General features: G+C 46.8%; 31 protein-coding genes and 1 riboswitch. Of the genes, 28 read left to right on the top strand and 3 right to left on the bottom strand.

The window, feature by feature from the left end:
• Nucleotides 1–2 precede the first annotated feature (2 nt).
• From sigF to lysA, 9 genes are all read left to right on the top strand, one after another.
• The gene (sigF, locus tag AD710_RS18445; protein WP_003153348.1) at nt 3–770 is read left to right on the top strand and encodes an RNA polymerase sporulation sigma factor SigF; all 768 of its coding nucleotides are present in this window, start codon (nt 3–5) and stop codon (nt 768–770) included.
• Between the two features lie 126 nt (nt 771–896).
• Nucleotides 897–1517 carry a stage V sporulation protein AA gene (locus tag AD710_RS18440; RefSeq protein ID WP_016939157.1) on the top strand — a complete coding sequence of 207 codons (621 nt, stop codon included), beginning with the start codon at nt 897–899 and terminating at the stop codon, nt 1515–1517.
• Nucleotides 1507–1932: a stage V sporulation protein AB gene (locus AD710_RS18435; RefSeq protein WP_007409413.1), complete on the top strand. Its 426-nt coding sequence runs from the start codon at nt 1507–1509 to the stop codon at nt 1930–1932. Before AD710_RS18440 ends, AD710_RS18435 begins: the two co-directional genes overlap by 11 nt.
• A gap of 12 nt (nt 1933–1944) precedes the next feature.
• Nucleotides 1945–2397, top strand: coding sequence for a stage V sporulation protein AC (gene spoVAC, locus AD710_RS18430; protein WP_007612334.1), 453 nt, complete (start codon nt 1945–1947; stop codon nt 2395–2397).
• An 11-nt stretch (nt 2398–2408) separates the two neighbouring features.
• Complete coding sequence (spoVAD, locus tag AD710_RS18425) at nt 2409–3425, top strand: stage V sporulation protein AD (protein ID WP_016939156.1); 1017 nt, start codon at nt 2409–2411, stop codon at nt 3423–3425.
• Nucleotides 3426–3776 carry a stage V sporulation protein AE gene (spoVAE, locus tag AD710_RS18420; protein WP_045510891.1) on the top strand — a complete coding sequence of 117 codons (351 nt, stop codon included), beginning with the start codon at nt 3426–3428 and terminating at the stop codon, nt 3774–3776.
• A 3-nt stretch (nt 3777–3779) separates the two neighbouring features.
• Complete coding sequence (locus AD710_RS18415) at nt 3780–4388, top strand: stage V sporulation protein SpoVABEA (RefSeq protein WP_095241744.1); 609 nt, start codon at nt 3780–3782, stop codon at nt 4386–4388.
• Nucleotides 4342–5823 carry a spore germination protein gene (locus tag AD710_RS18410; RefSeq protein WP_049628718.1) on the top strand — a complete coding sequence of 494 codons (1482 nt, stop codon included), beginning with the start codon at nt 4342–4344 and terminating at the stop codon, nt 5821–5823. The genes AD710_RS18415 and AD710_RS18410 overlap by 47 nt, the downstream gene beginning before the upstream one ends.
• A gap of 124 nt (nt 5824–5947) precedes the next feature.
• On the top strand, nt 5948–7267 hold the full coding sequence (gene lysA, locus AD710_RS18405; RefSeq protein WP_016939152.1) for a diaminopimelate decarboxylase: 1320 nt from the start codon (nt 5948–5950) through the stop codon (nt 7265–7267).
• Between the two features lie 44 nt (nt 7268–7311).
• On the opposite strand, the gene AD710_RS18400 is transcribed toward lysA, so the two are convergent.
• A complete protein-coding gene (locus tag AD710_RS18400) occupies nt 7312–8214 on the bottom strand; it encodes a DUF1002 domain-containing protein (RefSeq protein ID WP_049628717.1) in 903 nt (300 codons plus the stop codon).
• A 283-nt stretch (nt 8215–8497) separates the two neighbouring features.
• On the opposite strand from AD710_RS18400, the gene AD710_RS18395 reads away from it, so the two are divergent.
• From AD710_RS18395 to ribT, 9 genes are all read left to right on the top strand, one after another.
• On the top strand, nt 8498–8929 hold the full coding sequence (locus AD710_RS18395) for a peptidylprolyl isomerase (protein WP_038463262.1): 432 nt from the start codon (nt 8498–8500) through the stop codon (nt 8927–8929).
• Nucleotides 8930–9079: 150 nt separating this feature from the next.
• Complete coding sequence (locus AD710_RS18390; RefSeq protein ID WP_016939148.1) at nt 9080–9571, top strand: CcdC protein domain-containing protein; 492 nt, start codon at nt 9080–9082, stop codon at nt 9569–9571.
• An 80-nt stretch (nt 9572–9651) separates the two neighbouring features.
• Nucleotides 9652–10227: a signal peptidase I gene (lepB, locus tag AD710_RS18385; protein ID WP_032864909.1), complete on the top strand. Its 576-nt coding sequence runs from the start codon at nt 9652–9654 to the stop codon at nt 10225–10227.
• A gap of 246 nt (nt 10228–10473) precedes the next feature.
• Complete coding sequence (locus AD710_RS18380) at nt 10474–10818, top strand: hypothetical protein (RefSeq protein ID WP_049628716.1); 345 nt, start codon at nt 10474–10476, stop codon at nt 10816–10818.
• Between the two features lie 120 nt (nt 10819–10938).
• Nucleotides 10939–11085: riboswitch (FMN riboswitch) on the top strand.
• Nucleotides 11086–11216: 131 nt separating this feature from the next.
• On the top strand, nt 11217–12332 hold the full coding sequence (gene ribD / locus AD710_RS18370; RefSeq protein ID WP_049628714.1) for a bifunctional diaminohydroxyphosphoribosylaminopyrimidine deaminase/5-amino-6-(5-phosphoribosylamino)uracil reductase RibD: 1116 nt from the start codon (nt 11217–11219) through the stop codon (nt 12330–12332).
• On the top strand, nt 12313–12960 hold the full coding sequence (gene ribE, locus AD710_RS18365) for a riboflavin synthase (RefSeq protein ID WP_045925494.1): 648 nt from the start codon (nt 12313–12315) through the stop codon (nt 12958–12960). The genes ribD and ribE overlap by 20 nt, the downstream gene beginning before the upstream one ends.
• Nucleotides 12961–12974: 14 nt before the next feature.
• Nucleotides 12975–14171 (top strand): bifunctional 3,4-dihydroxy-2-butanone-4-phosphate synthase/GTP cyclohydrolase II, encoded by a 1197-nt coding sequence (locus tag AD710_RS18360; protein WP_016939143.1) that lies wholly within the window; start codon nt 12975–12977, stop codon nt 14169–14171.
• Nucleotides 14172–14203: 32 nt separating this feature from the next.
• A complete protein-coding gene (ribH, locus tag AD710_RS18355; RefSeq protein WP_003153372.1) occupies nt 14204–14668 on the top strand; it encodes a 6,7-dimethyl-8-ribityllumazine synthase in 465 nt (154 codons plus the stop codon).
• 116 nt (nt 14669–14784) lie between these two features.
• The gene (gene ribT / locus AD710_RS18350; RefSeq protein ID WP_003153373.1) at nt 14785–15159 is read left to right on the top strand and encodes a GNAT family N-acetyltransferase RibT; all 375 of its coding nucleotides are present in this window, start codon (nt 14785–14787) and stop codon (nt 15157–15159) included.
• 65 nt (nt 15160–15224) lie between these two features.
• On the opposite strand, the gene AD710_RS18345 is transcribed toward ribT, so the two are convergent.
• Both AD710_RS18345 and AD710_RS19425 read right to left on the bottom strand, forming a co-directional pair.
• Complete coding sequence (locus AD710_RS18345) at nt 15225–15746, bottom strand: DUF309 domain-containing protein (RefSeq protein WP_047475701.1); 522 nt, start codon at nt 15744–15746, stop codon at nt 15225–15227.
• An 86-nt stretch (nt 15747–15832) separates the two neighbouring features.
• On the bottom strand, nt 15833–15922 hold the full coding sequence (locus AD710_RS19425) for a YjcZ family sporulation protein (protein ID WP_016939141.1): 90 nt from the start codon (nt 15920–15922) through the stop codon (nt 15833–15835).
• Between the two features lie 208 nt (nt 15923–16130).
• On the opposite strand from AD710_RS19425, the gene AD710_RS18340 reads away from it, so the two are divergent.
• The 10 genes from AD710_RS18340 to ccsB all read left to right on the top strand — a co-directional run bounded on the left by AD710_RS18340 (nt 16131) and on the right by ccsB (nt 24700).
• Complete coding sequence (locus tag AD710_RS18340; RefSeq protein WP_016939140.1) at nt 16131–16886, top strand: segregation/condensation protein A; 756 nt, start codon at nt 16131–16133, stop codon at nt 16884–16886.
• Nucleotides 16876–17469, top strand: coding sequence for an SMC-Scp complex subunit ScpB (gene scpB / locus AD710_RS18335; protein WP_016939139.1), 594 nt, complete (start codon nt 16876–16878; stop codon nt 17467–17469). Before AD710_RS18340 ends, scpB begins: the two co-directional genes overlap by 11 nt.
• A gap of 90 nt (nt 17470–17559) precedes the next feature.
• The gene (locus AD710_RS18330) at nt 17560–18045 is read left to right on the top strand and encodes a DUF3907 family protein (RefSeq protein WP_016939138.1); all 486 of its coding nucleotides are present in this window, start codon (nt 17560–17562) and stop codon (nt 18043–18045) included.
• Nucleotides 18046–18159: 114 nt separating this feature from the next.
• Nucleotides 18160–19311, top strand: coding sequence for a D-alanyl-D-alanine carboxypeptidase family protein (locus AD710_RS18325; RefSeq protein ID WP_047475704.1), 1152 nt, complete (start codon nt 18160–18162; stop codon nt 19309–19311).
• Nucleotides 19299–19889 (top strand): nucleoside recognition domain-containing protein, encoded by a 591-nt coding sequence (locus AD710_RS18320; RefSeq protein WP_003153385.1) that lies wholly within the window; start codon nt 19299–19301, stop codon nt 19887–19889. The genes AD710_RS18325 and AD710_RS18320 overlap by 13 nt, the downstream gene beginning before the upstream one ends.
• 4 nt (nt 19890–19893) lie before the next feature.
• Nucleotides 19894–20430 (top strand): spore maturation protein SpmB, encoded by a 537-nt coding sequence (gene spmB / locus AD710_RS18315; RefSeq protein WP_003153387.1) that lies wholly within the window; start codon nt 19894–19896, stop codon nt 20428–20430.
• Between the two features lie 92 nt (nt 20431–20522).
• Nucleotides 20523–21257, top strand: coding sequence for a 23S rRNA pseudouridine(2605) synthase RluB (gene rluB, locus AD710_RS18310; protein WP_016939136.1), 735 nt, complete (start codon nt 20523–20525; stop codon nt 21255–21257).
• 84 nt (nt 21258–21341) lie between these two features.
• The gene (gene resA / locus AD710_RS18305) at nt 21342–21881 is read left to right on the top strand and encodes a thiol-disulfide oxidoreductase ResA (protein ID WP_045925489.1); all 540 of its coding nucleotides are present in this window, start codon (nt 21342–21344) and stop codon (nt 21879–21881) included.
• Nucleotides 21878–23506, top strand: coding sequence for a cytochrome c biogenesis protein ResB (gene resB, locus AD710_RS18300; RefSeq protein WP_049628713.1), 1629 nt, complete (start codon nt 21878–21880; stop codon nt 23504–23506). The genes resA and resB overlap by 4 nt, the downstream gene beginning before the upstream one ends.
• Nucleotides 23507–23524: 18 nt before the next feature.
• A complete protein-coding gene (ccsB, locus tag AD710_RS18295; RefSeq protein ID WP_049628712.1) occupies nt 23525–24700 on the top strand; it encodes a c-type cytochrome biogenesis protein CcsB in 1176 nt (391 codons plus the stop codon).
• Nucleotides 24701–24738: the final 38 nt, after the last annotated feature.

Below are 24738 nucleotides of genomic sequence, written 5' to 3'. Positions count from 1 at the left end.
TTATGGATGTGGAGGTTAAGAAAAACAGCAAAAACGCGCAGCTCAAGGACCATGAAGTCAAAGAATTGATCAAAAAGAGCCAAGAGGGCGACCAGCAGGCAAGAGACCTCCTCATAGAAAAAAACATGCGTCTTGTATGGTCCGTCGTGCAAAGGTTCTTAAACAGGGGCTATGAGCCGGACGATCTGTTTCAGATCGGCTGTATCGGGTTGTTAAAATCCGTTGATAAATTCGATTTGTCCTATGATGTCCGTTTTTCAACTTATGCCGTGCCGATGATTATCGGAGAAATCCAGCGCTTCATCCGGGATGACGGAACCGTCAAAGTATCAAGATCTTTAAAAGAGCTCGGCAATAAAATCCGCCGGGCGAAAGATGAACTGTCAAAAACATACGGAAGAGTGCCGACCGTCCAGGAAATCGCTGACCACCTGGAAATTGACGCGGAGGACGTGGTGCTTGCGCAGGAAGCGGTGCGGGCGCCTTCGTCCATTCATGAAACGGTGTATGAAAATGACGGAGACCCGATCACCCTGCTCGATCAGATCGCCGATCATTCAGAAGAGAAGTGGTTTGACAAAATCGCTCTCAAGGAAGCGATCAGTGATTTGGAAGAACGGGAAAAGCTCATTGTCTATCTGAGGTATTACAAGGATCAGACGCAGTCGGAAGTAGCCGAACGGCTCGGGATTTCACAAGTTCAGGTATCGAGGCTGGAGAAAAAAATATTAAAGCAGATTAAAGTGCAGATGGATCATACGGAAAGCTGACCTTTTACAGGCCGGCTTTTTTTATTTGCGCCTGAATGGTAATTTATGGTCTTTTGCTGCTGATGAATGAGAACAAAAGTGAACCACATACTACATATATAACCACCCGAAAGATGGTGATGCAAGATGGAAAGGCGAATATTTCTCAGACTTCGCCACCGCGTGAAGGCTCATACCGGAGATATCATCACAGTCGGTGACGCCGCCCAGATCGCAGGACAGCAAAAGCTGAAAAAAAAACTGTCGGCACTGCCGCTGTATCAGATCACGAAAAAAGACAAAAATATCGTCGTGCTGGACATCATAAAAGTGCTGAAGGCCATTCATACCGCTTTTCCCGCTCTTGATGTGCAGACCGTCGGCGGCGCTGAAACGATAGTGGAAATCCATTACCAGAAAAAGCAGCTGTCAGCCGTTTTGTTTGTCGGTGTCTGGCTGCTGCTTTTTATCGGTTCATGTCTCGCCATTATGAATTTTCATGAAGATGTCAGCATGAGAGAAGTTCATATCGCCTTATATGAAATCATAACGGGCAGGCGCAATGAGTATCCGTACCTGCTTCAGATTCCGTACAGCATCGGCCTCGGTCTCGGGATGATCGTCTTTTTTAATCACATCTTTAAAAAACGCCTGAATGAAGAGCCAAGCCCGCTGGAGGTCGAGATGTTTAATTATCAGCTTGATCTCGATCATTATGTTGCAATACACGAAAACGAAGAGACGATGAAAGATCTGCATGATCGTTAGCATTCTTTTCGTTATGTTTGTCGGGCTTGGCGGCGGGCTGACCGTGGGAGCGGGCTTTGTGGCTTTTTTAACCGTTATGGGAATCATCCCCCGTCTTATGCAGCTGACAAAAACCATGCGCTTTGTACAGGCCTACGAAGGGGCTGTTATTTCCGGGGCGGTGTTCGGCGGCTGGGAAACCTTAAATATGAATCATTTTTTTTTATCTGAATGGCTTGCCGTTCCGGTCGGGCTTCTGGCCGGCATGTTTGTCGGCATGCTGGCCGCGGCGCTTACAGAAGTGCTGAACGTGCTTCCCATTCTTGCCAAACGGATCGGTTTCGGGAGCAAAATCATCATTTTGCTGATGGCCATCGTGTTCGGCAAAATAGCCGGCTCATTATTTCATTGGCTGTATTTTATCCATCATTCATAAGGAGGAACAGACGTGACAAACTTAAAAGAAAATTACAAAACAAAAGTGAAAGACTATCAGCCGAAACCGCCATACGTCTGGAATTGTGTCAAAGCCTTTCTGATCGGCGGTTTGATTTGTCTGATCGGGCAGGCTCTTCAAGACTTTTACATCCATTTTTTTAATTTTAATGAAAAAACAGCGGGAAACCCGACGTCCGCCACTCTTATTTTAATTTCCGCCCTCTTGACCGGATTCGGCATTTATGACAGGCTCGGTCAGTTTGCCGGAGCGGGTTCAGCCGTGCCGGTGACGGGGTTTGCAAACAGTATGACAAGCGCGGCTCTGGAACACAGAAGTGAAGGGCTTGTGCTCGGTGTAGCGACAAACATGTTTAAACTGGCGGGAAACGTCATTGTATTCGGCGTCGTGGCAGCCTATATCGTAGGCCTGATACGGTTTGCTTGTGAAAAACTGTTTTCATAGGAGGAGAAAAAATGAAATTGACCGGAAAGCAAACCTGGGTGTTTGAAAACCCGTTATTTATAAATGCGGCGGGAACGGCAGCCGGACCGAAAGAAAAAGACGGCCCGCTCGGCTCGCTGTTTGATAAAACATACGATGAAATGCATTGCAATCAGAAAAACTGGGAAATGGCGGAACGTCAATTAATGGAAGATGCCATCAACTCCGCTTTGCAAAAACAGAATTTGAAAAAGAGCGACATCGATTTGCTACTCGCTGGCGATCTTTTAAATCAAAATGTGACGGCCAATTACGTCGCAAGACATCTGAAAATTCCGTTCCTCTGCCTGTTCGGCGCCTGCTCGACGTCAATGGAAACGGTCGCCGTCGCATCCGCGCTTATTGACGGCGGTTTTGCGAACCGGGCGATTGCAGCGACGAGCAGCCATAATGCGACGGCTGAAAGACAATTCCGTAATCCGACGGAGTATGGCGGGCAAAAACCGGATACCGCCACTTCAACGGTCACGGGGGGCGGGGCGGTCATCATCAGCCAAAACCCTTCTGATATCCGGATCACAAGCGCGACAGTAGGAAAAGTAAGCGACCTCGGAATTACAGACCCGTTTGATATGGGCTCAGCCATGGCGCCCGCTGCCGCCGATACAATCAAACAGCACCTGAAGGATTTGAACCGCACGGCGGATGATTACGATCTGATTTTAACGGGAGACCTTTCAGGCGTAGGCTCGCCGATCTTAAAAGATTTGCTTAAGGAAGAAGGCTATCCCGCCGGAACGAAACACGATGACTGCGGTCTTCTCATCTATACGCCGGATCAGCAGGTGTTTGCGGGCGGAAGCGGCTGCGCCTGCTCCGCGCTCGTTACGTACACACATATCTTTAATCAACTGAAATCTGGCTCACTTAACAGGGTTCTCGTTGTCGCGACAGGAGCGCTTTTAAGTCCGACAATGATTCAGCAGAAGGAAACCATTCCGACTATCGCCCACGGTGTGGTATTTGAGCGAGCGGGAGGTGCATCATAAATGGAATATCTGTGGGCTTTTGTTTGCGGAGGAATCATATGCATTATCGGTCAGCTGCTGCTGGACATTTTTAAACTGACACCCGCCCATGTGATGACAACCTTTGTCGTCATCGGCACCTTATTAGACGGGTTCGGAATTTATGATAAATTTATTGAATTCGCAGGCGCGGGCGCGACGGTTCCCATCGTCAGCTTCGGGCACAGCTTATTGCACGGCGCCATGCATCAAGCTCACGAGCATGGATTTATCGGAATCGGCATGGGGATTTTTGAACTGACCTCCGCCGGTATATCTTCAGCGATTTTATTCGCATTTCTTGTTGCCGTTATTTTTAAACCGAAAGGATAATGTCTGATGACGAAACGGAAGGTCATCCTTGTGACAGACGGAGACGTATACGCCGCTAAAACGATTGAATATGCCGCGGAAAAAGCAGGCGGACGATGTATTTCCCAATCAAAAGGCAATCCGTCAACCAGAACCGGCCCGGAACTCGTTCAGCTGATTAAAGCCGCGCCGCATGACCCGGTGTTTGTCATGTTTGACGATTCCGGCCTGCAAGGGGAGGGGCCGGGCGAAACTGCGCTGAAATATGTCGCCTCACATCAAGACATTGAAGTGCTTGGGGTGATTGCGGTCGCTTCTAAAACCCATCAGGCTGAATGGACAAAAGTCGATGTCTCCATTGACCGTGATGGAGAAGTGACGGAGTTTGGCGTCGATAAAACCGGAATGAGGGAAATGGACGAGCACAGAATGAATGGAGATACGGTGTATTGTCTTGACAAACTGGACGTTCCCCTCGTTGTGGGCATCGGCGATATAGGAAAAATGGGAAGAAAAGATGACATATCAAAAGGCTCGCCGATCACGATGAAGGCTGTCGAATTCATTTTAGAAAGGAGCGAATATCATGCCGGAAAAACCGGAAAACATGATAAAAGTATACCGGGATCCTAGAAAAAATGAACAATTTTTTAAAGACCGCGTCGGTATGGGGACGAGCTACGATATCGGAGTCCGCAAAGTTCAAGTATTAGACCGGGAAGTCCAGATTTACTTTGTCAATGGGTTAACCGATACATTGTTTATCATTCATTTAATAGAACAGCTCGTCGATGTCAATAATTATGACGAGAACGCGGATGAAGCGCTTGATGTTGTTGAAAACAGGCTTGTGAACCAGCAGGTCCAAAAAGTCAAAACGCTCGACGAAGCGACGGATCAAGTGCTTTCCGGACTTGTGGCTGTTATCGTAGAAGACGCCGGTTTCGCCTTCGTCGTTGACGTCAGAAATTACCCCGGACGCACACCCGAAGAACCGGATACAGAGAAGGTCGTTCGCGGGGCAAGAGACGGATTTATCGAAAGTATCGTCATTAATACAGCGTTAATCAGAAGAAGGATCAGAGACGAAAGGCTCCGCGTCAAAATTACGAAAGTCGGCGAGCGTTCTAAAACGGATCTTGCCATTGTGTATATAGAGGACATCGCAGATCCGGACCTTGTCAGCATCGTCGAAAACGAAGTGAATGCGATTGATATTGACGGACTGACGATGGCGGATAAAACGGTGGAAGAATTTATCGTCAAACAAGGCTACAACCCGTTTCCGATGGTCAGGTACACGGAGCGTCCTGATGTGGCCGCCAATCATATATTAGAAGGGCACGTCGTTATCGTCGTTGATACGTCACCGAGCGTGATCATAACGCCCACAACGATTTTTCACCACGTTCAGCATGCGGAAGAATACAGACAGGCGCCTTCTGTCGGAACATTTTTAAGATGGATCAGGTTTTTCGGTATTATCGCTTCAACTGTTCTGCTTCCGATCTGGTTCCTCTTTGTTCTCGACCCGTCACTTTTGCCTGAAAGATTGGATTTTATCGGCTTAAATAAAAATACGCACATTCCGATCATTCTGCAGATCTTTCTGGCTGATTTGGGGATTGAGTTTCTCAGGATGGCCGCGATCCATACGCCGACCGCCTTATCGACTGCCATGGGCCTGATAGCGGCAGTGCTGATCGGACAAATTGCCATAGCGGTGGGGCTGTTTTCCGCCGAAGTCATTCTGTACGTATCGATCGCCGCCATCGGATCATTTACCACGCCGAGCTATGAACTCAGCCTCGCCAATAAAATGATACGTCTCATCTTAATGGTGCTCGTGGCCATTTTTAAAGTAAAAGGTTTTGTTATCGGCTTTACATTGCTGCTGATTTTAATGGCGGGTATCCGCTCGTTTCATACACCGTATTTATGGCCGTTTTTACCGTTTAACGGAAAGGCGCTGTGGCAGGTGCTCGTCAGGACGACAGTGCCGGGAGCGAAAGTCAGACCGAGCATTGTTCACCCGAAAGACCGTCAAAGACAGCCAAGCGGTTCATAATCGCATTGAAACCGACAGAAGATTATGATATTGTATGTCTTAACTTATGCGGGACTTGTATAAGGACAGCTCAAAAAAAGCTGTCCTTTTCACCCATATGCGGATCAGAAAGAGGGAATGAGCATTGTTCTTACATGGCACAAGCAGACAAAACAAACTAGGTCATCTGGAAATCGGAGGTGTGGATGCCCTGTATTTAGCGGAGCATTACGGCACGCCTCTTTATGTTTATGACGTGGCTTTAATACGTGAGCGCGCTAAAAGTTTTAAACAGGCATTCATTGACGCGGATTTAAAAGCGCAGGTCGCATACGCGAGCAAGGCGTTTTCCTCCGTTGCAATGATACAGCTTGCTGAGCAGGAGGGGCTCTCACTGGACGTTGTATCCGGCGGAGAGCTGTTTACGGCGGTTTCGGCTGGTTTTCCGGCTGACCGGATTCATTTTCACGGCAATAACAAAAGCAGAGAAGAATTGAAAATGGCGCTCGATCATCAAATCGGCTGCATCGTCGTTGATAATTTTTATGAAATATCCTTACTCGCGGAACTGTGCAGCAAATCAGGGCGCACCATGGATGTGCTTCTGCGGATCACCCCAGGAGTAGAGGCGCACACGCATGATTATATTACGACCGGACAGGAAGATTCCAAATTTGGCTTTGATCTGCATAACGGGCAAATAGAAAAGGCGATTGAGCAAGTGCTGCAGTCAGACCATATCCATCTTCTCGGTGTTCACTGCCACATCGGATCACAAATTTTTGATACGGCGGGCTTTGTGCTGGCCGCAGAAAAAATCTTCGCAAAACTGAGTGAATGGAGAGAATCTTTCGGCTTCGTCTCTGAAGTGCTGAATTTAGGGGGCGGCTTCGGCATCCGTTACACGGAAGAGGATGAACCTCTTCATCCTGCCGTCTACGTTGAAAAAATAATCGAAGCGGTAAAAGAAAACGCAGCGCTGCATGCTTTTGACATTCCGGAAATTTGGATTGAACCGGGGCGCTCGCTCGTCGGCGACGCCGGAACGACGCTTTATACCATCGGCTCGCAAAAAGAAGTCCCCGGCACCCGTAAATATGCAGCGGTTGACGGAGGCATGAGCGACAATATCCGTCCTGCGCTTTATCAAGCCAAATATGAAGCCGTTTCGGCAAACAGAATCGGAGAACACCACGACACGACAGTGTCCATTGCGGGTAAGTGCTGTGAAAGCGGGGATATGCTCATCTGGGATATAGATCTTCCGGAAGTGAAAGAAGGCGATCTTCTCGCCGTCTTCTGCACGGGAGCATACGGGTACAGCATGGCTAACAACTACAACCGCATTCCGCGGCCTGCCGTCGTATTTGTGGAAGACGGCGAAGCGCATCTTGTCATTAAAAGGGAAACTTATGAAGACATCGTAAAGCTGGATCTGCCGTTTAAGACGGGGGTCAAACAATAAATAAAAAAGAGACCGGGACAATGGAGTCCGGTCTCTTTTTTGTCTCAGCTGTTTGAAGAAGTTGATCCGCTGTCTCCTGTAAATACAGACACGATCGCATTCCAAATTGAAGCGAAGAAATCAATGACTTTTTGGATAAAGCTTTTGCCTTCATCGGATTGAATGAATTTTGTGATTTTGTCTTTTGCCTTATCGAGCTGATTGCCGACTTGGCCCCAATCAATCTTGGCATTTTTCATTTTATTAAACAATGAAACTAACTGGTCTTTTTGAGCGTCAGTCAGTGTAATGTTAAGGTTTGATGCCGCATCATCGACTTTTTTCTCGATTCCTTCTTTTGTATCGGGCACACCGTTTTTCGCGAAATCGTCTTTAATGTTGGCGATAAGCGCGGAGGCGTTTTTATCTCCGATTTTTTCCCCGAGATTTGAAGTTGTGACAAGCTCTTGGTTGGCGACCTGTTTTACGTCTTCTGAAATCGCTTTGTCTGATGACACTTCATACGCCTTAATGATTCCTGTCAATGCGGCGGTTCCTGATACCTCAAACGGCGCCGTCACGTATACTTTTGCATCTTTCACGCCTGCTGTCATCAGGGCGTTTAAGTACATCTCATCCGTAATGGAATCAATATTATGGGTTTGGACGTCAAGTCCGGACCCTTTCTTTTCCACCGTGATGGATGATGAAGAAATGGCTCTTGTGCCGATTTGGGCATTCGATATATATTTTCCCAGATATTCATGTTCTTCTTTATTCGTGACTGTCACCTTTGTCGCGTTATCAGGGACATTTAATTCGTCAAGCACTTTCTGACGGTCTGCGTTTGACAGATCTGCCCCCAGTGTGACGATAACATCTCCGACTGCGGCATCGGCCAGGCTGATTTTCGGTATTGTGCACAATACTGCGGCCGCCGCCAGCAATCGAATCCACATTTTTTTCAAAGCGGTTAACCTCCTTCTTTTCACAAATGCCGTTTTGAAGCGGTTTGTGAGGGACTGCGTGAAGCAGTTCCGTTACATAGACGGCTGTGATGCTGTTCTGGTTTCATTTTCTTTCTTTGGAAGCGGGGAGATTCGTTTTCCGGCTGAAGGTGTGGTATAATAGCCGCGAAAAGAAGAGCAGACGCATCTTCCTTCAAAAGAATATCAAAAAGAAAGCCGGCTTACAATTGAAATTCATATTGAAGAAGGCTTTGACAAAAAACATATGGAAGTAGGAATGAGAATGAAAACTGGTTACATCGAAATGGAGAACGGCAGCAGAATCGAATTTGAACTTTACCCGAATGAAGCACCTAATACAGTCGCTAACTTTGAAAACCTGGCGAATACAGGCTTTTATGACGGCGTTATTTTTCACCGCGTGATTCCAGGCTTTGTCAGCCAAGGCGGAGATCCGACTGGGACAGGCATGGGCGGAAGCGGAAAAACGATCAAATGTGAAACAGAAGGCAATCCGCATAAGCACGAAGCCGGTTCTTTATCAATGGCGCATGCCGGTAAAGACACGGGTTCAAGCCAATTCTTCATCGTACATGAGCCGCAGCCGCATTTAAACGGCGTTCATACTGTATTCGGAAAAGTGACAAGCGGTTTAGAGCACGCGAAAAACATGTCTAACGGAGACAAAATGAAAGAAGTCCGTGTAGAAGGTTAATGACGGAAAAACCCGCCTTTTGGAGGCGGGTTTTTTTATGTATATGAAAATTCTCATGTGTAAATCATGAAAAAATACATATATGAACTTCGGCGGTCACTCTGGTATAGTGTAAAAGACCGATTACAAGAATGAAAAGAGGTAAAAACGTTGGTTCAATTGGCAACCGTTTTATTTGTCATTATCATTATCGCACTTATTTTTTGGTTCAGGCTGAAAAAAGGAAACAGGCCGATTAAAGGCGGCGGCTTCGGCATCATTCTCCCGCTTTTGATTATCGCCGTCATTTTTTCATTGAGCATCAGCCAGCTCATGAATATCCCAGGAAAGCCGTTTCATCTTCCCGCTGTTTGGGAGCTCGCCATCGCCGGGCTGTTAGGCGCAGTATTTGGCTTCATCATGCTGTCGCAAACCGCATATGAAATCCGGGAAGACGGCTTTGTGTACTCTAAGCGGAATAAAAACTTTAAATATGTCATTATCGCGATTATTGCGATCCGTATCGTGCTCAGTCAATATTTCAAAAACATTGACGCGACGGAATTTGCCGTTTTAACAATGGAGCTTGCTTTTGTGTATTTGTGCATTTGGCGGATCGGAAGCTTCGTAAAATACCGTAAAATCAGCAGATCCGGCTTATAAAATGAAAAAAATGGATGAGGTGCGGGGCTTATTTGCCCTCTGTGCAGGGATTCATGGTAAAATAAAAACGACCATGGCTAATGGGAGGAAATCACTTGAAATCAGAAAAAGAAAAAACTTCTAAAAAAAGCGCCGTACTTGATTGGGCGAAAGCCATTATCATCGCTGTCGTTCTCGCATTGCTCATCCGCAACTTTTTATTTGCTCCTTATCTCGTTGACGGAAGATCAATGGAACCGACGCTGCATGACCGCGAGAGAATCTTTGTCAATATGACGGTCAAATACATAAGCGACTTCAAACGCGGACAGATCGTCGTTCTGAACGGAGAAAATGAACATTATGTCAAACGGATTATCGGACTTCCCGGCGACACGGTGCAAATGAAAAACGACCAGCTGTACATCAACGGCAAAAAAGTGTCCGAACCGTATTTAGCGGCAAACAAGAAAAAAGCGAAGCAAGGCGGCTATGACCGGCTGACGGAAGACTTCGGCCCGGTGAAAGTGCCGGACGACAAATATTTCGTCATGGGTGATAACCGCAGAGAATCTATGGACAGCCGCAACGGCCTCGGTCTTTTTACGAAAAAACAAATCGCGGGCACATCAAAATTCGTCTTCTTCCCGTTTAACGAAATCCGCAAGACGAAATAAACCGTACGGCAGTTTTCTTTATGAGAAAACTGCTTTTTTTTATATAAATTAATCTCCCTACCCACAAAAACAGAACATAAATTCGTATATCTATTTAATAGATAGAAAGTTTTACAGATACATGAAACATCTTCCCTTGACGAAACGTTATATGAATAACTCACGCAGGGAAGAACGGTTTTCTATTCATGAAAAAAAGGAATATGACATAGTAATGAATAGATTGATACGGCTGGAGGTAGAAAAATGGGAAGAATTAAAACAAAAGCAGCCATTTTACTTGTACTGCTGCTGTTATTGGCGGGCGGTTTTATGGTCATAAACGATATTGAGCTGAAAGACGTGCCGACGGCTATCGGACAAACCCTGTCTCAAGAAAAAGAAGAATATACAGTGAAAACATATAAAATTACGAAAATAGAAGGAACCGAATACCACGGCACGGCAGCAAACGGCACAAAAATCATTTTTAACGGCGACAAGCTGAAGCAGGATCTTTCCGACGTGAAACAAGGAGATAAGATTAAAGCGTATTTCAGCAAATCAAACCGGATTGACGGCTTATTGAAGGTTGTTAAAGTAAACGAATAAATAAAGGCGCCTTTTTTGGAAAAAGGGCGCTTTTTATTTTTTCTGAAAAATGAGGTGCAAATTCATTGCGCCTGCCGCAAAGGATGTTATAATAGCGGATAAGGACAAAAAAATATTGATTGTATCCTTCGGGGCTGGGTGAAAATCCCGACCGGCGGTAATAAGGCGTTTTGCGCTTTACAGCCCGTGACCCGTATGCATCTGTATACGGTGGATTCAGTGAAAAGCTGAAGCCGACAGTGAAAGTCTGGATGGGAGAAGGATGAGAGAAGCTATGCAAAAAATAATCATACTGTATAGTCTTATTTCCTATGGATTAAAACTGGCAAAGCCCCGAACTGTGTAAACATTCGGGGCTTTTTTGACGCCAAATTGCGTGGAAGAAGGGAGGGATAACGATGGAAGAATATTATATGAATACGGCAATAGAGCTTGCCAGACGCGGTGAAGGGCAGACGCAGTCTAATCCCCTTGTCGGTGCTGTCGTCGTCAAAAACGGCCAGATCGTCGGAATGGGCGCCCATTTGCAATACGGAGAAGCCCATGCGGAAGTGCACGCGATCAATATGGCAGGCAGTCACGCAAAAGGCGCAGATATGTATGTGACGCTGGAGCCTTGCAGCCATTACGGAAAAACACCGCCATGCGCCGAACTGATGATAAAGTCGGGAATAAAAAGGGTATTTGTTGCTATGACGGATCCAAATCCGCTAGTCGCCGGAAAAGGCATCAGAATGCTGGAAGCAGCGGGCATCGAAGTGAAAACGGGAATTCTCAGGCAGCAGGCAGAAGAGCTGAATAAAATGTTTCTTCACTTCATGAGGACCGGACTTCCGTATGTCACCTTGAAAGCGGCCGCAAGCCTTGACGGGAAAACAGCGACTGAAACCGGTGACAGCAAATGGATTACTTCAGAGGCGGCAAGGCTTGATGCCCAGCAATACAGGAAATCGCATCAAAGCATTCTTGTCGGAGCAGGCACAGTCAAAGCCGATAATCCGAGCCTGACTTGCAGGCTGCCCGATGCGGTCAAGCAGCCGGTCAGAGTCATTCTCGATACAAAGCTGACCATTCCGGAAACGGCAAATGTGGTCACTGACGGCGCCGCGCCGACATGGATATTTACGGCCAAAGACGCTGACGTGCAAAAGAAAGACCGGCTGACCGCACTCGGAATAAAAGTCTTTTCGCTTGAAACAGACCGCATTCACATTCCTGAGGTGCTCAGCATTCTCGCTGAAAACGGCATAATGTCCGTTTATGTGGAAGGCGGCGCATCCGTACACGGAAGTTTTGTCAAGGAAGGCTGTTTCGAGGAGCTTCATTTCTATTTCGCCCCTAAATTAATCGGAGGAACGCTTGCTCCCAGCTTGATCTCCGGTGAAGGTTTTCAATCAATGAAAGATGTCCCCCATTTACAATTCACACAAATCACCCAAATCGGGCCGGATATAAAACTGACGGCCATACCTAAAGACGGAAAGGATGGTGACGATGTTTACAGGAATCGTTGAAGAAACAGGCACGATCCAAGCAATCAAAAAGACAGGCCTTTCCATGGCTTTAACCATCGCCGCTTCAAAAGTGACAAGCGATGTGAAACTTGGCGACAGCATCGCGGTAAACGGCATCTGCCTGACCGTAACCGGATTTTCTGATAATCAATTTACGGTTGATGTCATGCCGGAAACCGTAAAAGCCACTTCGCTGAACGGCTTGTCAAAAGGCAGCAAAGTCAATCTGGAAAGAGCGATGTCCGCCAACGGACGCTTCGGCGGCCACTTTGTATCCGGGCATGTGGACGGAACGGCGGAAATTACCCGGATTGAGAAAAAAAGCAACGCGGTTTATTACGATCTGAAACTTTCGCCTGAATTGACGAAAACGCTCGTCTTGAAAGGTTCAATTACGGTAGACGGCGTGAGCCTGACGATTTTCGGTTTATCAGACGAAAGCGTGACGGTATCTGTTATTCCGCATACCATCTCAGAAACGATTTTTCAGACGAAAACAGTCGGCTCGACCGTAAATATTGAGTGTGACATGATCGGCAAATACTTATACCGCTTTTTGCACAAAACAGAACAAACGAAAAGCAATCAAACGATCACAGAAGCTTTTTTAAGCGAGAACGGCTTTTAGAAAGGAAGATCAATATGTTTCATCCAATAGAAGAGGCGTTAGAGGCGCTGAAAAAAGGTGAAGTCATCATCGTTGTCGATGATGAAGACAGAGAAAATGAAGGAGATTTCGTAGCGCTCGCTGAGCATGCCACACCTGAAGTGGTCAATTTTATGGCGACCCATGGGAGGGGCCTGATCTGCACGCCGCTTTCTGAAGATATTGCCGCCCGGCTGGATCTTCACCCGATGGTCGATCATAATACGGACTCACATGAAACCGCGTTTACGGTCAGCATTGACCACAGACTGACAAAAACAGGCATCAGCGCTCAAGAACGTTCTTTTACGATTCAGGCGCTGTTGAACGAGGAATCTGTGTCTGATGATTTTCAGCGTCCAGGCCACATTTTTCCCTTAATCGCAAAAAAAGGAGGCGTCCTGAAGCGGGCGGGCCACACGGAAGCAGCCGTTGACCTTGCAAAAGCATGCGGCTCTCAAGGAGCGGGCGTCATTTGTGAAATTATGAATGAAGACGGCACAATGGCCAGAGTGCCGGAGTTATCAGAAATCGCCAAACGCCACCGACTGAAAATGATTACGATAAAAGACTTAATAGAATACCGTTACAACATTACGACACTTGTGAACCGAGAAGTTGACATTACGCTGCCGACTGACTTCGGCACGTTCCGGGTTTACGGATATACAAACGAGGTTGACGGAAAAGAACACCTCGCCTTTGTTATGGGTGATGTCCCGTTTAGCAGCGAACCCGTTCTTGTCAGAGTGCACTCAGAATGCCTGACGGGCGATGTGTTTGCATCCCACCGCTGTGATTGCGGGCCTCAGCTACATGCCGCGCTTGCGCAAATTGCCGAAGAAGGCCGAGGCGTCTTATTGTATTTGCGTCAGGAAGGAAGAGGAATCGGTTTAATCAATAAGCTGAAAGCGTATCGATTGCAGGAAGAGGGGTATGACACGGTTGAAGCGAACGAAGCGCTCGGCTTTCTGCCTGACCTGCGCAACTACGGGATCGGCGCCCAGATTCTCCGCGATTTGGGGGTTCAGCATATGAAACTTTTAACCAATAACCCCCGGAAAATCGCCGGCCTTGAAGGATACGGACTGAGCATTTCAGAACGGGTGCCGCTTCAAATGGAGGCGGGTGAGCATAACAGGAATTATTTACAAACCAAAATGAACAAACTCGGACACTTGCTTCATTTCTAAAAACAAATCTCACAAAAAAGGATGGATAACATATGAATATCATACAAGGTAACTTAGTAGGAACAGGACTTAAAATCGGAATCGTCGTCGGCAGATTTAATGAATTTATTACGAGCAAGCTGTTAAGCGGAGCGGAAGATACATTGCTTCGCCACGGTGTAGAATCAAATGACATTGACGTTGCTTGGGTGCCGGGAGCGTTTGAAATCCCGTTTGCGGCAAAAAAAATGGCGGAAACGAAAAAATACGATGCCGTAATTACACTCGGCACGGTGATCAGAGGAGCGACAACGCATTATGACTATGTCTGCAACGAAGCAGCAAAAGGCATCGCTCAAGCGGGCACGGCGACGGGCGTCCCGGTTATCTTCGGTATCGTAACGACTGAAACCATTGAGCAGGCGATCGAACGCGCAGGAACAAAAGCCGGAAATAAGGGAGCGGATTGCGCAGTATCCGCCATTGAAATGGCGAATCTAAACCGTTCATTTGAATAATTTGTTGAAAAGCGTTTAAAACAGCGGCGAAAATGATATAATGTGAGGAAACGGATCGCCTTTATTCATCCGTTTGCTAGGACATGAATGGACATTTTGGATATAGAGGGGTTTTTATGTTAATTCGTTATAAAAAATCGTTTGAAAAGATTGCAATGGGTCTTCTGTCATTTATGCCGAATGAAAAAGATCTCAAGCAGCTTCAGCAGACAATAAAGGACTATGAAACGGATACTGGCCGCCAGCTCTTTCTTTGGAAAGAGGATGAAGATATCGTCGGAGCGATCGGAGTCGAAAAAAAAGACTCAGAGGTTGAAATCCGCCATATCAGCGTGAATCCTTCTCACCGCCATCAAGGAATCGGAAAGCAAATGATGGACGCCTTAAAACGTCTGTTCAAAACGGAGGCACTCGTTCCGAATGAATTAACGCAAAGCTTTTTTGAACGCTGTCAACATCAAAAAGATCAGGATATTTCATATAATAACTGACAAATGCTCCCGGAATCTTCACGGTTTCGGGAGCTGTTTTTATGCAGAAAAAGCAGGGCTGTCCGTCAGCCTCTGCTTTTTTTTCTTCTCTCCATTTCCCGTTCGCGTTCCTTAATGACATCCGTCCTGTCCCGCAGGCGGTGTTTATGAATAAGAAAGGTATCTGATACGCCGGCCTGCCCCCATGTATAGCCTTTGCGGCGGCATTCGGCAAGACACGCTTCTTTCAGAGTGTCATCTGTAATCGGCAGCATAACACTTTTGTACGGCCGGCCGGCTTTTATATCGTCTGACAGCGACTCTATCAGCTCTATCAGCTTTGGATGGCTGAGGCCGAGAGAGCTGACAGCCTGTTTTTCAGCCCTCAGAATGCGTAAGCTGTTGGCGATCAGCCGTTTCGCCCCGGCTTCATTTCCCCTTCGCTGGTGATACAGAGCGACGGCTAGCTGAATCAGGCCGACCCAATGAATGCTCCGCTCCTCAGGCGGGCTTTCTTTCCAATATTCCTCTAACAGTTCATGACACTCAAAATAATCTCTTGATGCGTGAAATTCGGCCAAAAAGCCGATATAAGCTTTTGGATACAAGCCGCTTCCTCCTTTTGCTAAAACCAGTGTACCACAGCGTTATGAAAAGGAAAAAAAGAGCGGCTTGGCGTCTGAAACGTGAAGAACTAGCAGATATAAGATGCCCCTACAACAATAAGCAAAATAAACAGAACGACAATTAATGCAAAACCTCCGCCGAAACAAGCTCCGCCCATCTGAAATCAGCCTCCCTTTGTTTCATGTTTACACGGCTATCATATGTGCATCCGCCTTTAAAGGTATAGGCGTATACCTTCTTTTTTCAGTATTTTCTAAATAACGAAGCACAATTAGAAAAGTATTGGACGAGAGCATTTCGGTGGATTATACTAAAGGGTAGCCAGTTTTTCCGGCAATGAGAGTGATATTGAAAATGGTGAGATAATGGTAGAATATCAAGTGAAAATTGATACGTTTGAAGGCCCATTGGACCTGCTGCTTCATCTGATTAACCGTCTTGAAATCGACATATACGACATACCCGTGGCAACCATTACTGAACAATATTTATTATATGTACATACAATGCAAGTGCTTGAACTTGATGTCGCCAGTGAGTATCTGGTCATGGCGGCGACGCTTCTCAGCATTAAAAGCAGAATGCTGCTTCCGAAACAAGAGGAAGAGCTGTTTGAAGATGAAATGCTCGAAGAGGAAGACCCTCGGGACGAACTGATTGAAAAGCTGATTGAGTATAGAAAATATAAAACCGCTGCGAAGGATTTAAAAGAGCGGGAAGAAGAAAGACAAAAGTCATTTACAAAGCCGCCGAGTGATTTAAGTGAGTATGCAAAAGAAATCAAACAGACGGAGCAGAGGCTGTCGGTGACCGTTTATGACATGATCGGTGCGTTTCAAAAGGTGCTTCAGCGTAAAAAAATCTCGCGGCCGAAAGAAACCACTATTACAAGACAGGAAATACCGATTGAAGACAGAATGAACGAAATCGTAAAAAGCTTAAAGACGGCGGGAAGAAGAATCAACTTTACGGAGCTTTTTCCTTCTCGGCAAAAAGACCATCTCGTCGTGACGTTTTTAGCCGTTCTGGAGCTGATGAAAAATCAGCAGATTATCATCGAACAGGAAGAAAACTTTTCAGATATATACATTACGGGGAGTGAATCCATTCATGGCGCTTGATATCGTGAATTGGAAAGCGATTGTGGAAGCCCTGCTGTATGCGGCGGGTGATGAAGGGCTGACCAAAAAGCAATTGGTGACGGTGCTTGAAATAGAAGAGGCGGAACTGGCCGGAATCATGGAAGAAGTGGCCGCCCAGTACAAGGAAGACGGCAGGGGCATTGAGCTGACCGAATATGCGGATACGTATATGCTTGCAACGAAAAAAGAATTTGTGCCTTATTTGAAAAAATTAATCGAGGTGCCGTCAAAGGGACTGTCACAGGCTTCTTTAGAAGTGCTGGCGATCGTTTCATACAAGCAGCCGATCACACGGGCGGAAATTGAAGATATCCGGGGCGTGAAGTCTGAGCGGATTCTGCACAGTCTCGTGTCAAAAGCGCTGCTGTGTGAGGTGGGACGCGCCGACGGTCCCGGCCGGGCGATTTTATACGGCACGACCCCGGTATTTCTTGAACAATTCGGCTTAAAAACACTGGACGAGCTTCCGCCTCTTCCTGAAAATGCGGAAGAAGACGTTCTCCAGGAGGAAGCCGACTTATTCTTTGAAAACTTCAACCAAACTTTTGAGGATATTAAATAATAACGGTTTTTCATCATACGATAATAGGGAAAGGCCATTGATGAATAACGCAAATTGACGAAGTACAAGAGAGGAAGGAAACGGACGGAAATGGGAAATTCGATTGTGAGGGCCCATACTGAAGAAACTGGTGAATTTTTAGCCGAGGTTGTCACGATGGTCAACAGTTATTTAAATCATACAACATTACCGGAAATGCAGGCTTCTGGAAAGGCGGATGAGGCATACTGCCGCGACGTGCTCAGTGTGCTGAGAAGGATGACCGTCTTTTGCGAAGGCGCCCAGGAAGCCTGCCGCCGGCTCTTAATGCAGGAGCCGTTTCATGAGGCGAGAGCGGAAAAAACGCTTTATAAAGTGTATCATCAGTGCGTGGAAGAATTTTTCATGCCGAAAAAGGATACGTGGTACGAAAACAGCCGCGCCGCTTATACAGGCCAAAGTGCGATTGAATTTTATCAGCATGTGCCCGATTCGCTGCGGAGCCTGCTGCTTTCACTGAGCAGTGAGTTTCTGCGCATGCGTGAAGAATTGGCGCAATATGAAGCATCAGGCTCGAATATGGTATCATCCAGATAAAAAAACTCTCCCAAAAGGGAGAGTTTTTTTACGTAAAAGAGATGCAATTGGTATTCATAAGTCATGGACATGCGCATAAACTTGTACAAACCCACAACAAGGACGTGAGCATTCATGCGCTTTCTCAAAAAAGCTGCCGTATTTCTTTTGACTTTTGTTATTTTGTTTTCCATTACAGACGGAAATACGGCACATGCCCAAATACATGTCAGCGCAAAAAGCGCGATTATTATCGACGGTGCATCAGGCAGGGTGTTGTTTGCTAAGGACGAACACCATAAGCGGCGGATCGCGAGCATTACGAAAATCATGACGGCGGTGCTGGCGATTGAATCAGGGAAGATGGAAGAGATGGTGACGGTTTCGCCGAATGCCGTAAAAACGGAAGGCTCAGCCATTTATCTTCAGCCGGGACAAAAAGTGAAGCTGAAAGATCTCGTTTACGGGCTTATGCTGAGGTCGGGAAATGACGCCGCTGCGGCCATTGCTGAATATGTCGGCGGAAGTCTTGACGGTTTTGTATTTATGATGAACCAAAAAGCCGAGCAAATCGGAATGGAAAATACAAAATTTCAAAACCCCCACGGGCTGGACGACCATGAAAATTTATATTCAACGGCGTATGATATGGCCCTTTTGACTAAATACGCGATGAAGATCAAGGAATACCGGACTGTTTCGGGCACCAAAGTGTATAAAGCGGAAACGATGGACCGGGTATGGAAAAATAAAAACAAGCTTCTGACAGGGCTTTATCGTTACAGCACAGGCGGAAAAACGGGTTACACAAAAATCGCGAAACGGACACTCGTTTCGACGGCTTCAAAAGACGGAACGGATCTTATCGCAGTCACCATAAATGATCCGGATGACTGGGATGACCATATGAATATGTTTAATTATGTCTTTGAGCACTATAAAACCTATATCGTCGCCAAAAAAGGCGGCATCCCGAAGCTGAAAAAGACGTTTTACGGAAAACACGCTTTTATTTCCCGGGATGTCAAGTATTTGTTAAAAGAGGATGAAATCGATGATGTGAAAATCAGCACAACCTTAATAAAGCCGAAAAAAGCCTGGAAAAAGGATGCTTCTCTCATTCCTGATGTCGTCGGCCGGATGACTGTTATGCATGATGGGAAAGTGATCGCCAAGGTCCCCGTCTATTATGAAAACGAGCACCTTAAAAAACCGAAAAAGCATTTCATTGAAACGTTTACGAGCCTGTTTATGAGCGCGGCGGGCGGTTCAGCATGGTCAATTTAATCTGGGTCTGTCTGACGGTAATCGGACTGGTCTTTGCGATGTTTAACGGAACCTTGCAGGATGTGAATGAAGCGGTTTTTAAAGGAGCGAAAGAAGCGGTTACGATCTCGTTCGGATTAATGAGCGTCCTCGTGTTCTGGCTCGGCCTGATGAAAATAGCTGAGCAGTCCGGTCTTTTGGATATATTCAGCAGAATGTGCCGTCCGTTTATTTCTAAGCTGTTTCCTGATATCCCTCCTGATCATCCGGCAATGGGATACATCTTATCAAATCTCATGGCAAACTTTTTTGGATTGGGAAACGCGGCGACGCCCCTCGGCATTAAAGCCATGGAGCAGATGAAAAAGCTGAACGGAGGCAAGTCTGAGGCCAGCCGTTCCATGATTACCTTTTTGGCGGTAAATACTTCGAGCATTACATTGATACCGACAACCGTCATTGCCGTCCGCATGGCCTATTCGGCGAAATCACCGACCGATATCGTCGGGCCGACCATCTTAGCGACTTTAATTTCGGGTATCGGCGCTATTTTCATTGACCGCTACTTCTGGTACCGCCGCAAAAGAAAAGGGAGGTAAGCGAATGGAAATGGTGAATTGGCTGTCTTTAGCCATGATTCCGATTATTATCGCCGGTATATTGATATACGGCACGATCAAAAAAGTGCCGACTTATGAATCATTCGTTGAAGGCGGAAAAGAAGGAATTGAGATTGCGTTTTCCATCATTCCGTATTTGGTCGGGATGCTTGTGGCGATAACCGTATTCCGGGCCTCGGGCGCGCTTGATTTTGTCATGGGGCTCTGCAAGCCTTTCTTTACGGCGCTCGGCATTCCCGCAGAGGTCGTGCCGCTTGCTCTGATCCGTCCGATTTCGGGTACGGCGGCGCTCGGCATGACGACGGATTTGATCGCCGTGTACGGGCCTGATTCATTTATCGGCAGACTGGCCTCGGTCATGCAGGGATCGACTGACACGACGCTGTATGTCCTTACTGTGTATTTCGGGGCGGTCGGCATCAAAAAAATGGGGGATGCTTTAAAGGTTGGTCTTCTTGCTGATTTGATCGGGGTGGTTGCATCAATCATCATAGTTACGTTATTATTTGGAAGCGCCTGATTGAGGCGCTTTTTATATATCAGAATAATGCTCCTTGAAAAAGCTTGTTTGTTCAAGGGGAAAAAAGTAAGATTATACTTGAGGTGAACGACATGGAAAGACTGCAAAAAGTTATTGCTCATGCCGGCGTGGCATCACGCAGAAAGGCAGAAGAGCTGATAAAAGAAGGAAAAGTAAAGGTGAATGGAAAAGTAATAACAGAGCTCGGCGTAAAAGTGACCGGTTCTGATCAGATTGAAGTAAACGGATTAAAGGTGGAGCGGGAAGAACCCGTGTACTTCCTGCTTTATAAACCGAGAGGAGTGATCTCAGCTTCTGATGACGATAAAGGGCGGAAAGTGGTAACCGACTTTTTCAAAGAAGTGCCGCAGCGTATTTATCCGATCGGCAGACTTGATTATGATACGAGCGGTCTTTTATTACTGACAAATGACGGCGAGTTTGCCAACAAACTCATGCACCCGAAATACGAAATTGATAAGACGTACGTCGCCAAAGTGAAGGGGATTCCTTCCAAGGAACTTCTGCGGAAGCTTGAGCGCGGCATTCAGCTTGAAGAAGGCAAGACAGCGCCGGCCAGAGCGAAAATGCTTTCTCTGGACAAAAGAAAGCAGACGAGCATTATTCAGCTGACAATTCATGAAGGACGGAACAGACAGGTCCGCCGCATGTTTGAGGCGATCGGTCATGACGTGCTGAAGCTCAAACGTGAAGAATACGCCTTTTTAGATTTAAGAGGCCTTCACACAGGAGACGCAAGAGAATTGACGCCGCATGAGGTGAAAAGGCTGCGGGCTTTAGCTGAACACGGTAAAAACGCTTTCTAATTTTCACATAACCTTCAAAAATTACAAAACGCGAAGATGATATAATTGAATGGATTTGCAGGCAGGGGAGGGGAGCAGTGTACAATGAACAAAAAACGGCGGCGTTTATTCATTCGGACCGGCATCCTTCTCATCTTACTCTGCGCGCTCGGATATACCGTCTATAATGCTGTTTACTCAAACGGCGAGCGTATATCTGAGGGGTCCAAAGCCCCGAATTTCGCGCTGAAAGATACAGAGGGCAGACTCATAGAACTGAGTCAGTTAAAAGGAAAAGGTGTTTTTCTGAATTTCTGGGGAACGTGGTGCGAGCCGTGCAAGCAGGAATTTCCCTATATGGAGAATCAATACAAGCATTTTAAAGACCTCGGTGTCGAGGTGATTGCGGTAAATGTCGGCGAATCAAAAATTGCAGTACATAATTTTATGAAAACATACGGCGTCAATTTCCCTGTTGCGCTTGATACTGACCGGCAAGTGCTGGACGCGTACGGCGTTTCGCCTATCCCGACGACATTTTTGATCAATCCCGACGGAAAAGTCGTGAAAGTGGTGACCGGCACGATGACAGAACGCATGGTTCATGACTATATGAATTTAATTAAGCCGGAGGCGTCTTCATGAAAAAGGTCAAATGTGAATGCGGACACGTGAATCCAGCCGGGACGGTATTGTGCGAGTCATGCGGAAAGCCGCTTGATGATCAAAAGTCGCCGCTTGCCGATATGCGGTACGACGGCAGCGCAAGACGTTCGCAAACATATAACAAAACAATTGTAGATAAGGTATGGAATTTCTTTTCTTCCGTTAAAGTCGGAATATGGCTGATCGTCATTACTCTGGCGGCGTCGGCATTCGGCACGGTTTTTCCGCAGGAAGCTTATCTGCCGCCGGGCGCTCAGCCGGATACATATTATGAACAGCAGTACGGCACAATCGGCCAATTGTATTATCTGCTGGGGTTTCATCACCTGTACGGTTCATGGTGGTATATGCTCTTGATCGCATCAATCGGCGTATCACTTGTCATCTGCAGCCTGGATCGGGTGATTCCGTTGTACAGGGCGCTGAAAAACCAAGGCGTTCAGCGGAATCCGGTCTTTTTAAGACGGCAGCGTCTATACAGCCGGACAGAAACTGAGCTGAGCGGAGATACGGCTGATGGCATCAGAACACGATTGAAAAAAAAGCATTATAGAGTGCGGGAACAAGAGGGAAGTATTCTCGCAGAAAAGGGCCGTTTTTCAAGGTGGGGCCCCTACGTTAATCATATCGGCCTGATCATTTTTCTGATCGGAGCCATGCTGAGATTTGTACCCGGTATGTACGTCGATGAAACGCTCTGGGTCCGTGAAGGCGAAACCGCCCAGATTCCCGGCACCGACGGCCAATATTACTTAAAAAACAACCGGTTCACCATGGAGACGTATAATAAAAACACTGAGAAAAAAGTATTCGCCGATGCCATTGACAGAGCCGGAAACGGCAAAGTCGCAAAATCCTTCACAACGGATGCGGTTTTGTACAAGAGGGAGGGCGACATCGTATTCGGTGAAAAGCCAAAGCTTAAAAGAGTCAAAGAAAACGATATCCGCGTCAATGAACCGCTGCGGTTTGACTCCTATTCTGTGTATCAGGTGGACTATAAAGAAAACCAGCTCGATCGGATGGTATTCCAGCTGATCGACCAAAAAACAAAACGGTCATTCGGCAAACTGAAGATCAATCTTCTTGATCCCGACACGGACTATGATCTTGGTAACGGTTACAAAGTGCAAATCGCCAGTTATCTTCCCGATTTTTATTTTAATAAGGACGGCGAACCGAGCACGAAAACAAAGGTCCCAAACAATCCGGCTTTCGTCTTTAAAGTCACGGCTCCTGACAAGCCGAAAGGGGAGAAAAGCTTTGTTGCGATTCAGCAGACTGTTGAAGGTTCCGCAAATAACAAGTACAAATTAAAATTCGACCATGTGGAAACGAAAAACATTACAGGTCTCACCGTCAGAAAAGACTTAACCTTATGGGTGCTTGCCGTCGGGGGCGCGATCTTTATGATCGGTGTCATTCAAGGGATGTACTGGCAGCACAGAAGGATCTGGATCAAAACCTGTGACAGCGAAGTGCTTGTGGCAGGGCATACGAACAAAAACTGGTTCGGTTTGAAAAAGGATATCGGATATGTTCTTAGCGGGACGGAGATTAAAGAACCGGCCGATCAAAAAGAACTGGTCAAAAATCAGGCCTAATGAAAAAGGAGTGGTGTCATGGCGGAGCTGAGCGCAAATTTTCTTTATGCTGCCTTTTTGATTTATTTAATCGCCGTCCCGGTTTTCGGCGGCGCCATCCGGGGAACAAAAGGCGCAAAGGACAGTAAGGGCCGCTGGTCGGCTATCGGAATCACGTTAACCATTGTCGGATTTCTTTGCCATCTCGCCTACTTCATTGCGAGATGGTCGGCAAGCGGACATGCGCCTGTCAGCAATATGTTTGAATTTACAACGTCATTCGGCATGATGCTTGTTCTCGCTTTTATTATTATTTACTTTATTTACAGACTGCCGTCTTTAGGCATGTTCACATTGTCTGTCGCGCTTTTGCTGATCGCGTACGCAAGCATGTTTCCCGCCGATATTACGCCGCTTATTCCGTCATTGCAGAGCAATTGGCTGTACATTCACGTCACGACGGCGGCGCTCGGGCAGGCGATTCTTGCGATCAGCTTTGTAGCCGGCGTCATTTTCCTGTTAAAGCATGTCGACCAGTCCAGACCGGGCAAAAAAACGTTCTGGCTCGAGTTCATCATGTTTATTATCGTGACGACCGTGGCATTTATCGCCGTCACGTCTGCATTCCGGCTGGCGGACTACAAAGCCGAATTTAATTGGGTGGATAAAAAAGACGCCAAAAGCGTCATGATATATGATATGCCTGCGCTTGTCGGCCCGCATGAGGGAGAACTGCTTACAGAAGGCGCGATGAAGCCGTTTATTGAGCTTCCGGCTATTTTTTCAGGCAGAAAGGTCAATACGGTGATCTGGTCGTTTGGCGCGGGTCTCGTCTTATACGGCGCCCTCAGGCTGATATTCAGAAAGAGAATCAGCGCTCTTTTAAGCCCGCTCGTTAAAAATGTGAATCTGGACTTGGTAGATGAAGTCGGCTACCGCGCCGTTTCTATCGGCTTTCCGGTATTTACGCTCGGCGCGCTTGTGTTTGCGATGATCTGGGCGCAGCTTGCATGGACGCGTTTTTGGGGCTGGGACCCGAAAGAAGTATGGGCGCTGATCACCTTTTTATTTTACGCAGCGTACTTGCACTTGCGGCTGTCGAGAGGCTGGCATGGCGAAAAGTCCGCGTGGCTTGCCGTCATCGGTTTCGCCATTATTATGTTTAACTTAATTTTTGTGAATCTCGTGCTTGCCGGACTTCATTCGTACGCATAGAGCCGAAAGCCGATACAGTTCTCAAGCAGCCGCACAGT

This window comes from Bacillus sp. JFL15 (genome assembly GCF_001184225.1).
GTDB classification, from domain to species: Bacteria; Bacillota; Bacilli; order Bacillales; family Bacillaceae; genus Bacillus; species Bacillus siamensis.
The sequence above is the reverse complement of the archived record's forward strand: the minus strand, read 5'-3'. Positions and strand labels throughout refer to the sequence as shown.

What these genes read in the sequence shown, in the direction of transcription:
- AD710_RS18330 (WP_016939138.1), top strand. Translation starts at nt 17,560, where the DNA reads ATGGGAAATTCGATTGTGAGGGCCCATACTGAAGAAACTGGTGAATTT.
- lepB (WP_032864909.1), top strand. Translation starts at nt 9,652, where the DNA reads ATGGGAGGAAATCACTTGAAATCAGAAAAAGAAAAAACTTCTAAAAAA.
- AD710_RS19425 (WP_016939141.1), bottom strand. Translation starts at nt 15,922, where the DNA reads ATGGGCGGAGCTTGTTTCGGCGGAGGTTTTGCATTAATTGTCGTTCTG.
- AD710_RS18320 (WP_003153385.1), top strand. Translation starts at nt 19,299, where the DNA reads ATGGTCAATTTAATCTGGGTCTGTCTGACGGTAATCGGACTGGTCTTT.
- AD710_RS18325 (WP_047475704.1), top strand. Translation starts at nt 18,160, where the DNA reads ATGCGCTTTCTCAAAAAAGCTGCCGTATTTCTTTTGACTTTTGTTATT.
- AD710_RS18435 (WP_007409413.1), top strand. Translation starts at nt 1,507, where the DNA reads ATGATCGTTAGCATTCTTTTCGTTATGTTTGTCGGGCTTGGCGGCGGG.
- resA (WP_045925489.1), top strand. Translation starts at nt 21,342, where the DNA reads ATGAACAAAAAACGGCGGCGTTTATTCATTCGGACCGGCATCCTTCTC.
- sigF (WP_003153348.1), top strand. Translation starts at nt 3, where the DNA reads ATGGATGTGGAGGTTAAGAAAAACAGCAAAAACGCGCAGCTCAAGGAC.
- AD710_RS18440 (WP_016939157.1), top strand. Translation starts at nt 897, where the DNA reads ATGGAAAGGCGAATATTTCTCAGACTTCGCCACCGCGTGAAGGCTCAT.
- spoVAE (WP_045510891.1), top strand. Translation starts at nt 3,426, where the DNA reads ATGGAATATCTGTGGGCTTTTGTTTGCGGAGGAATCATATGCATTATC.
- ribD (WP_049628714.1), top strand. Translation starts at nt 11,217, where the DNA reads ATGGAAGAATATTATATGAATACGGCAATAGAGCTTGCCAGACGCGGT.
- scpB (WP_016939139.1), top strand. Translation starts at nt 16,876, where the DNA reads ATGGCGCTTGATATCGTGAATTGGAAAGCGATTGTGGAAGCCCTGCTG.
- spmB (WP_003153387.1), top strand. Translation starts at nt 19,894, where the DNA reads ATGGAAATGGTGAATTGGCTGTCTTTAGCCATGATTCCGATTATTATC.
- spoVAD (WP_016939156.1), top strand. Translation starts at nt 2,409, where the DNA reads ATGAAATTGACCGGAAAGCAAACCTGGGTGTTTGAAAACCCGTTATTT.
- ribT (WP_003153373.1), top strand. Translation starts at nt 14,785, where the DNA reads ATGTTAATTCGTTATAAAAAATCGTTTGAAAAGATTGCAATGGGTCTT.
- AD710_RS18360 (WP_016939143.1), top strand. Translation starts at nt 12,975, where the DNA reads ATGTTTCATCCAATAGAAGAGGCGTTAGAGGCGCTGAAAAAAGGTGAA.
- ribE (WP_045925494.1), top strand. Translation starts at nt 12,313, where the DNA reads ATGTTTACAGGAATCGTTGAAGAAACAGGCACGATCCAAGCAATCAAA.
- AD710_RS18410 (WP_049628718.1), top strand. Translation starts at nt 4,342, where the DNA reads ATGCCGGAAAAACCGGAAAACATGATAAAAGTATACCGGGATCCTAGA.
- rluB (WP_016939136.1), top strand. Translation starts at nt 20,523, where the DNA reads ATGGAAAGACTGCAAAAAGTTATTGCTCATGCCGGCGTGGCATCACGC.
- AD710_RS18380 (WP_049628716.1), top strand. Translation starts at nt 10,474, where the DNA reads ATGGGAAGAATTAAAACAAAAGCAGCCATTTTACTTGTACTGCTGCTG.
- ccsB (WP_049628712.1), top strand. Translation starts at nt 23,525, where the DNA reads ATGGCGGAGCTGAGCGCAAATTTTCTTTATGCTGCCTTTTTGATTTAT.
- AD710_RS18340 (WP_016939140.1), top strand. Translation starts at nt 16,131, where the DNA reads ATGGTAGAATATCAAGTGAAAATTGATACGTTTGAAGGCCCATTGGAC.
- resB (WP_049628713.1), top strand. Translation starts at nt 21,878, where the DNA reads ATGAAAAAGGTCAAATGTGAATGCGGACACGTGAATCCAGCCGGGACG.
- AD710_RS18395 (WP_038463262.1), top strand. Translation starts at nt 8,498, where the DNA reads ATGAAAACTGGTTACATCGAAATGGAGAACGGCAGCAGAATCGAATTT.
- ribH (WP_003153372.1), top strand. Translation starts at nt 14,204, where the DNA reads ATGAATATCATACAAGGTAACTTAGTAGGAACAGGACTTAAAATCGGA.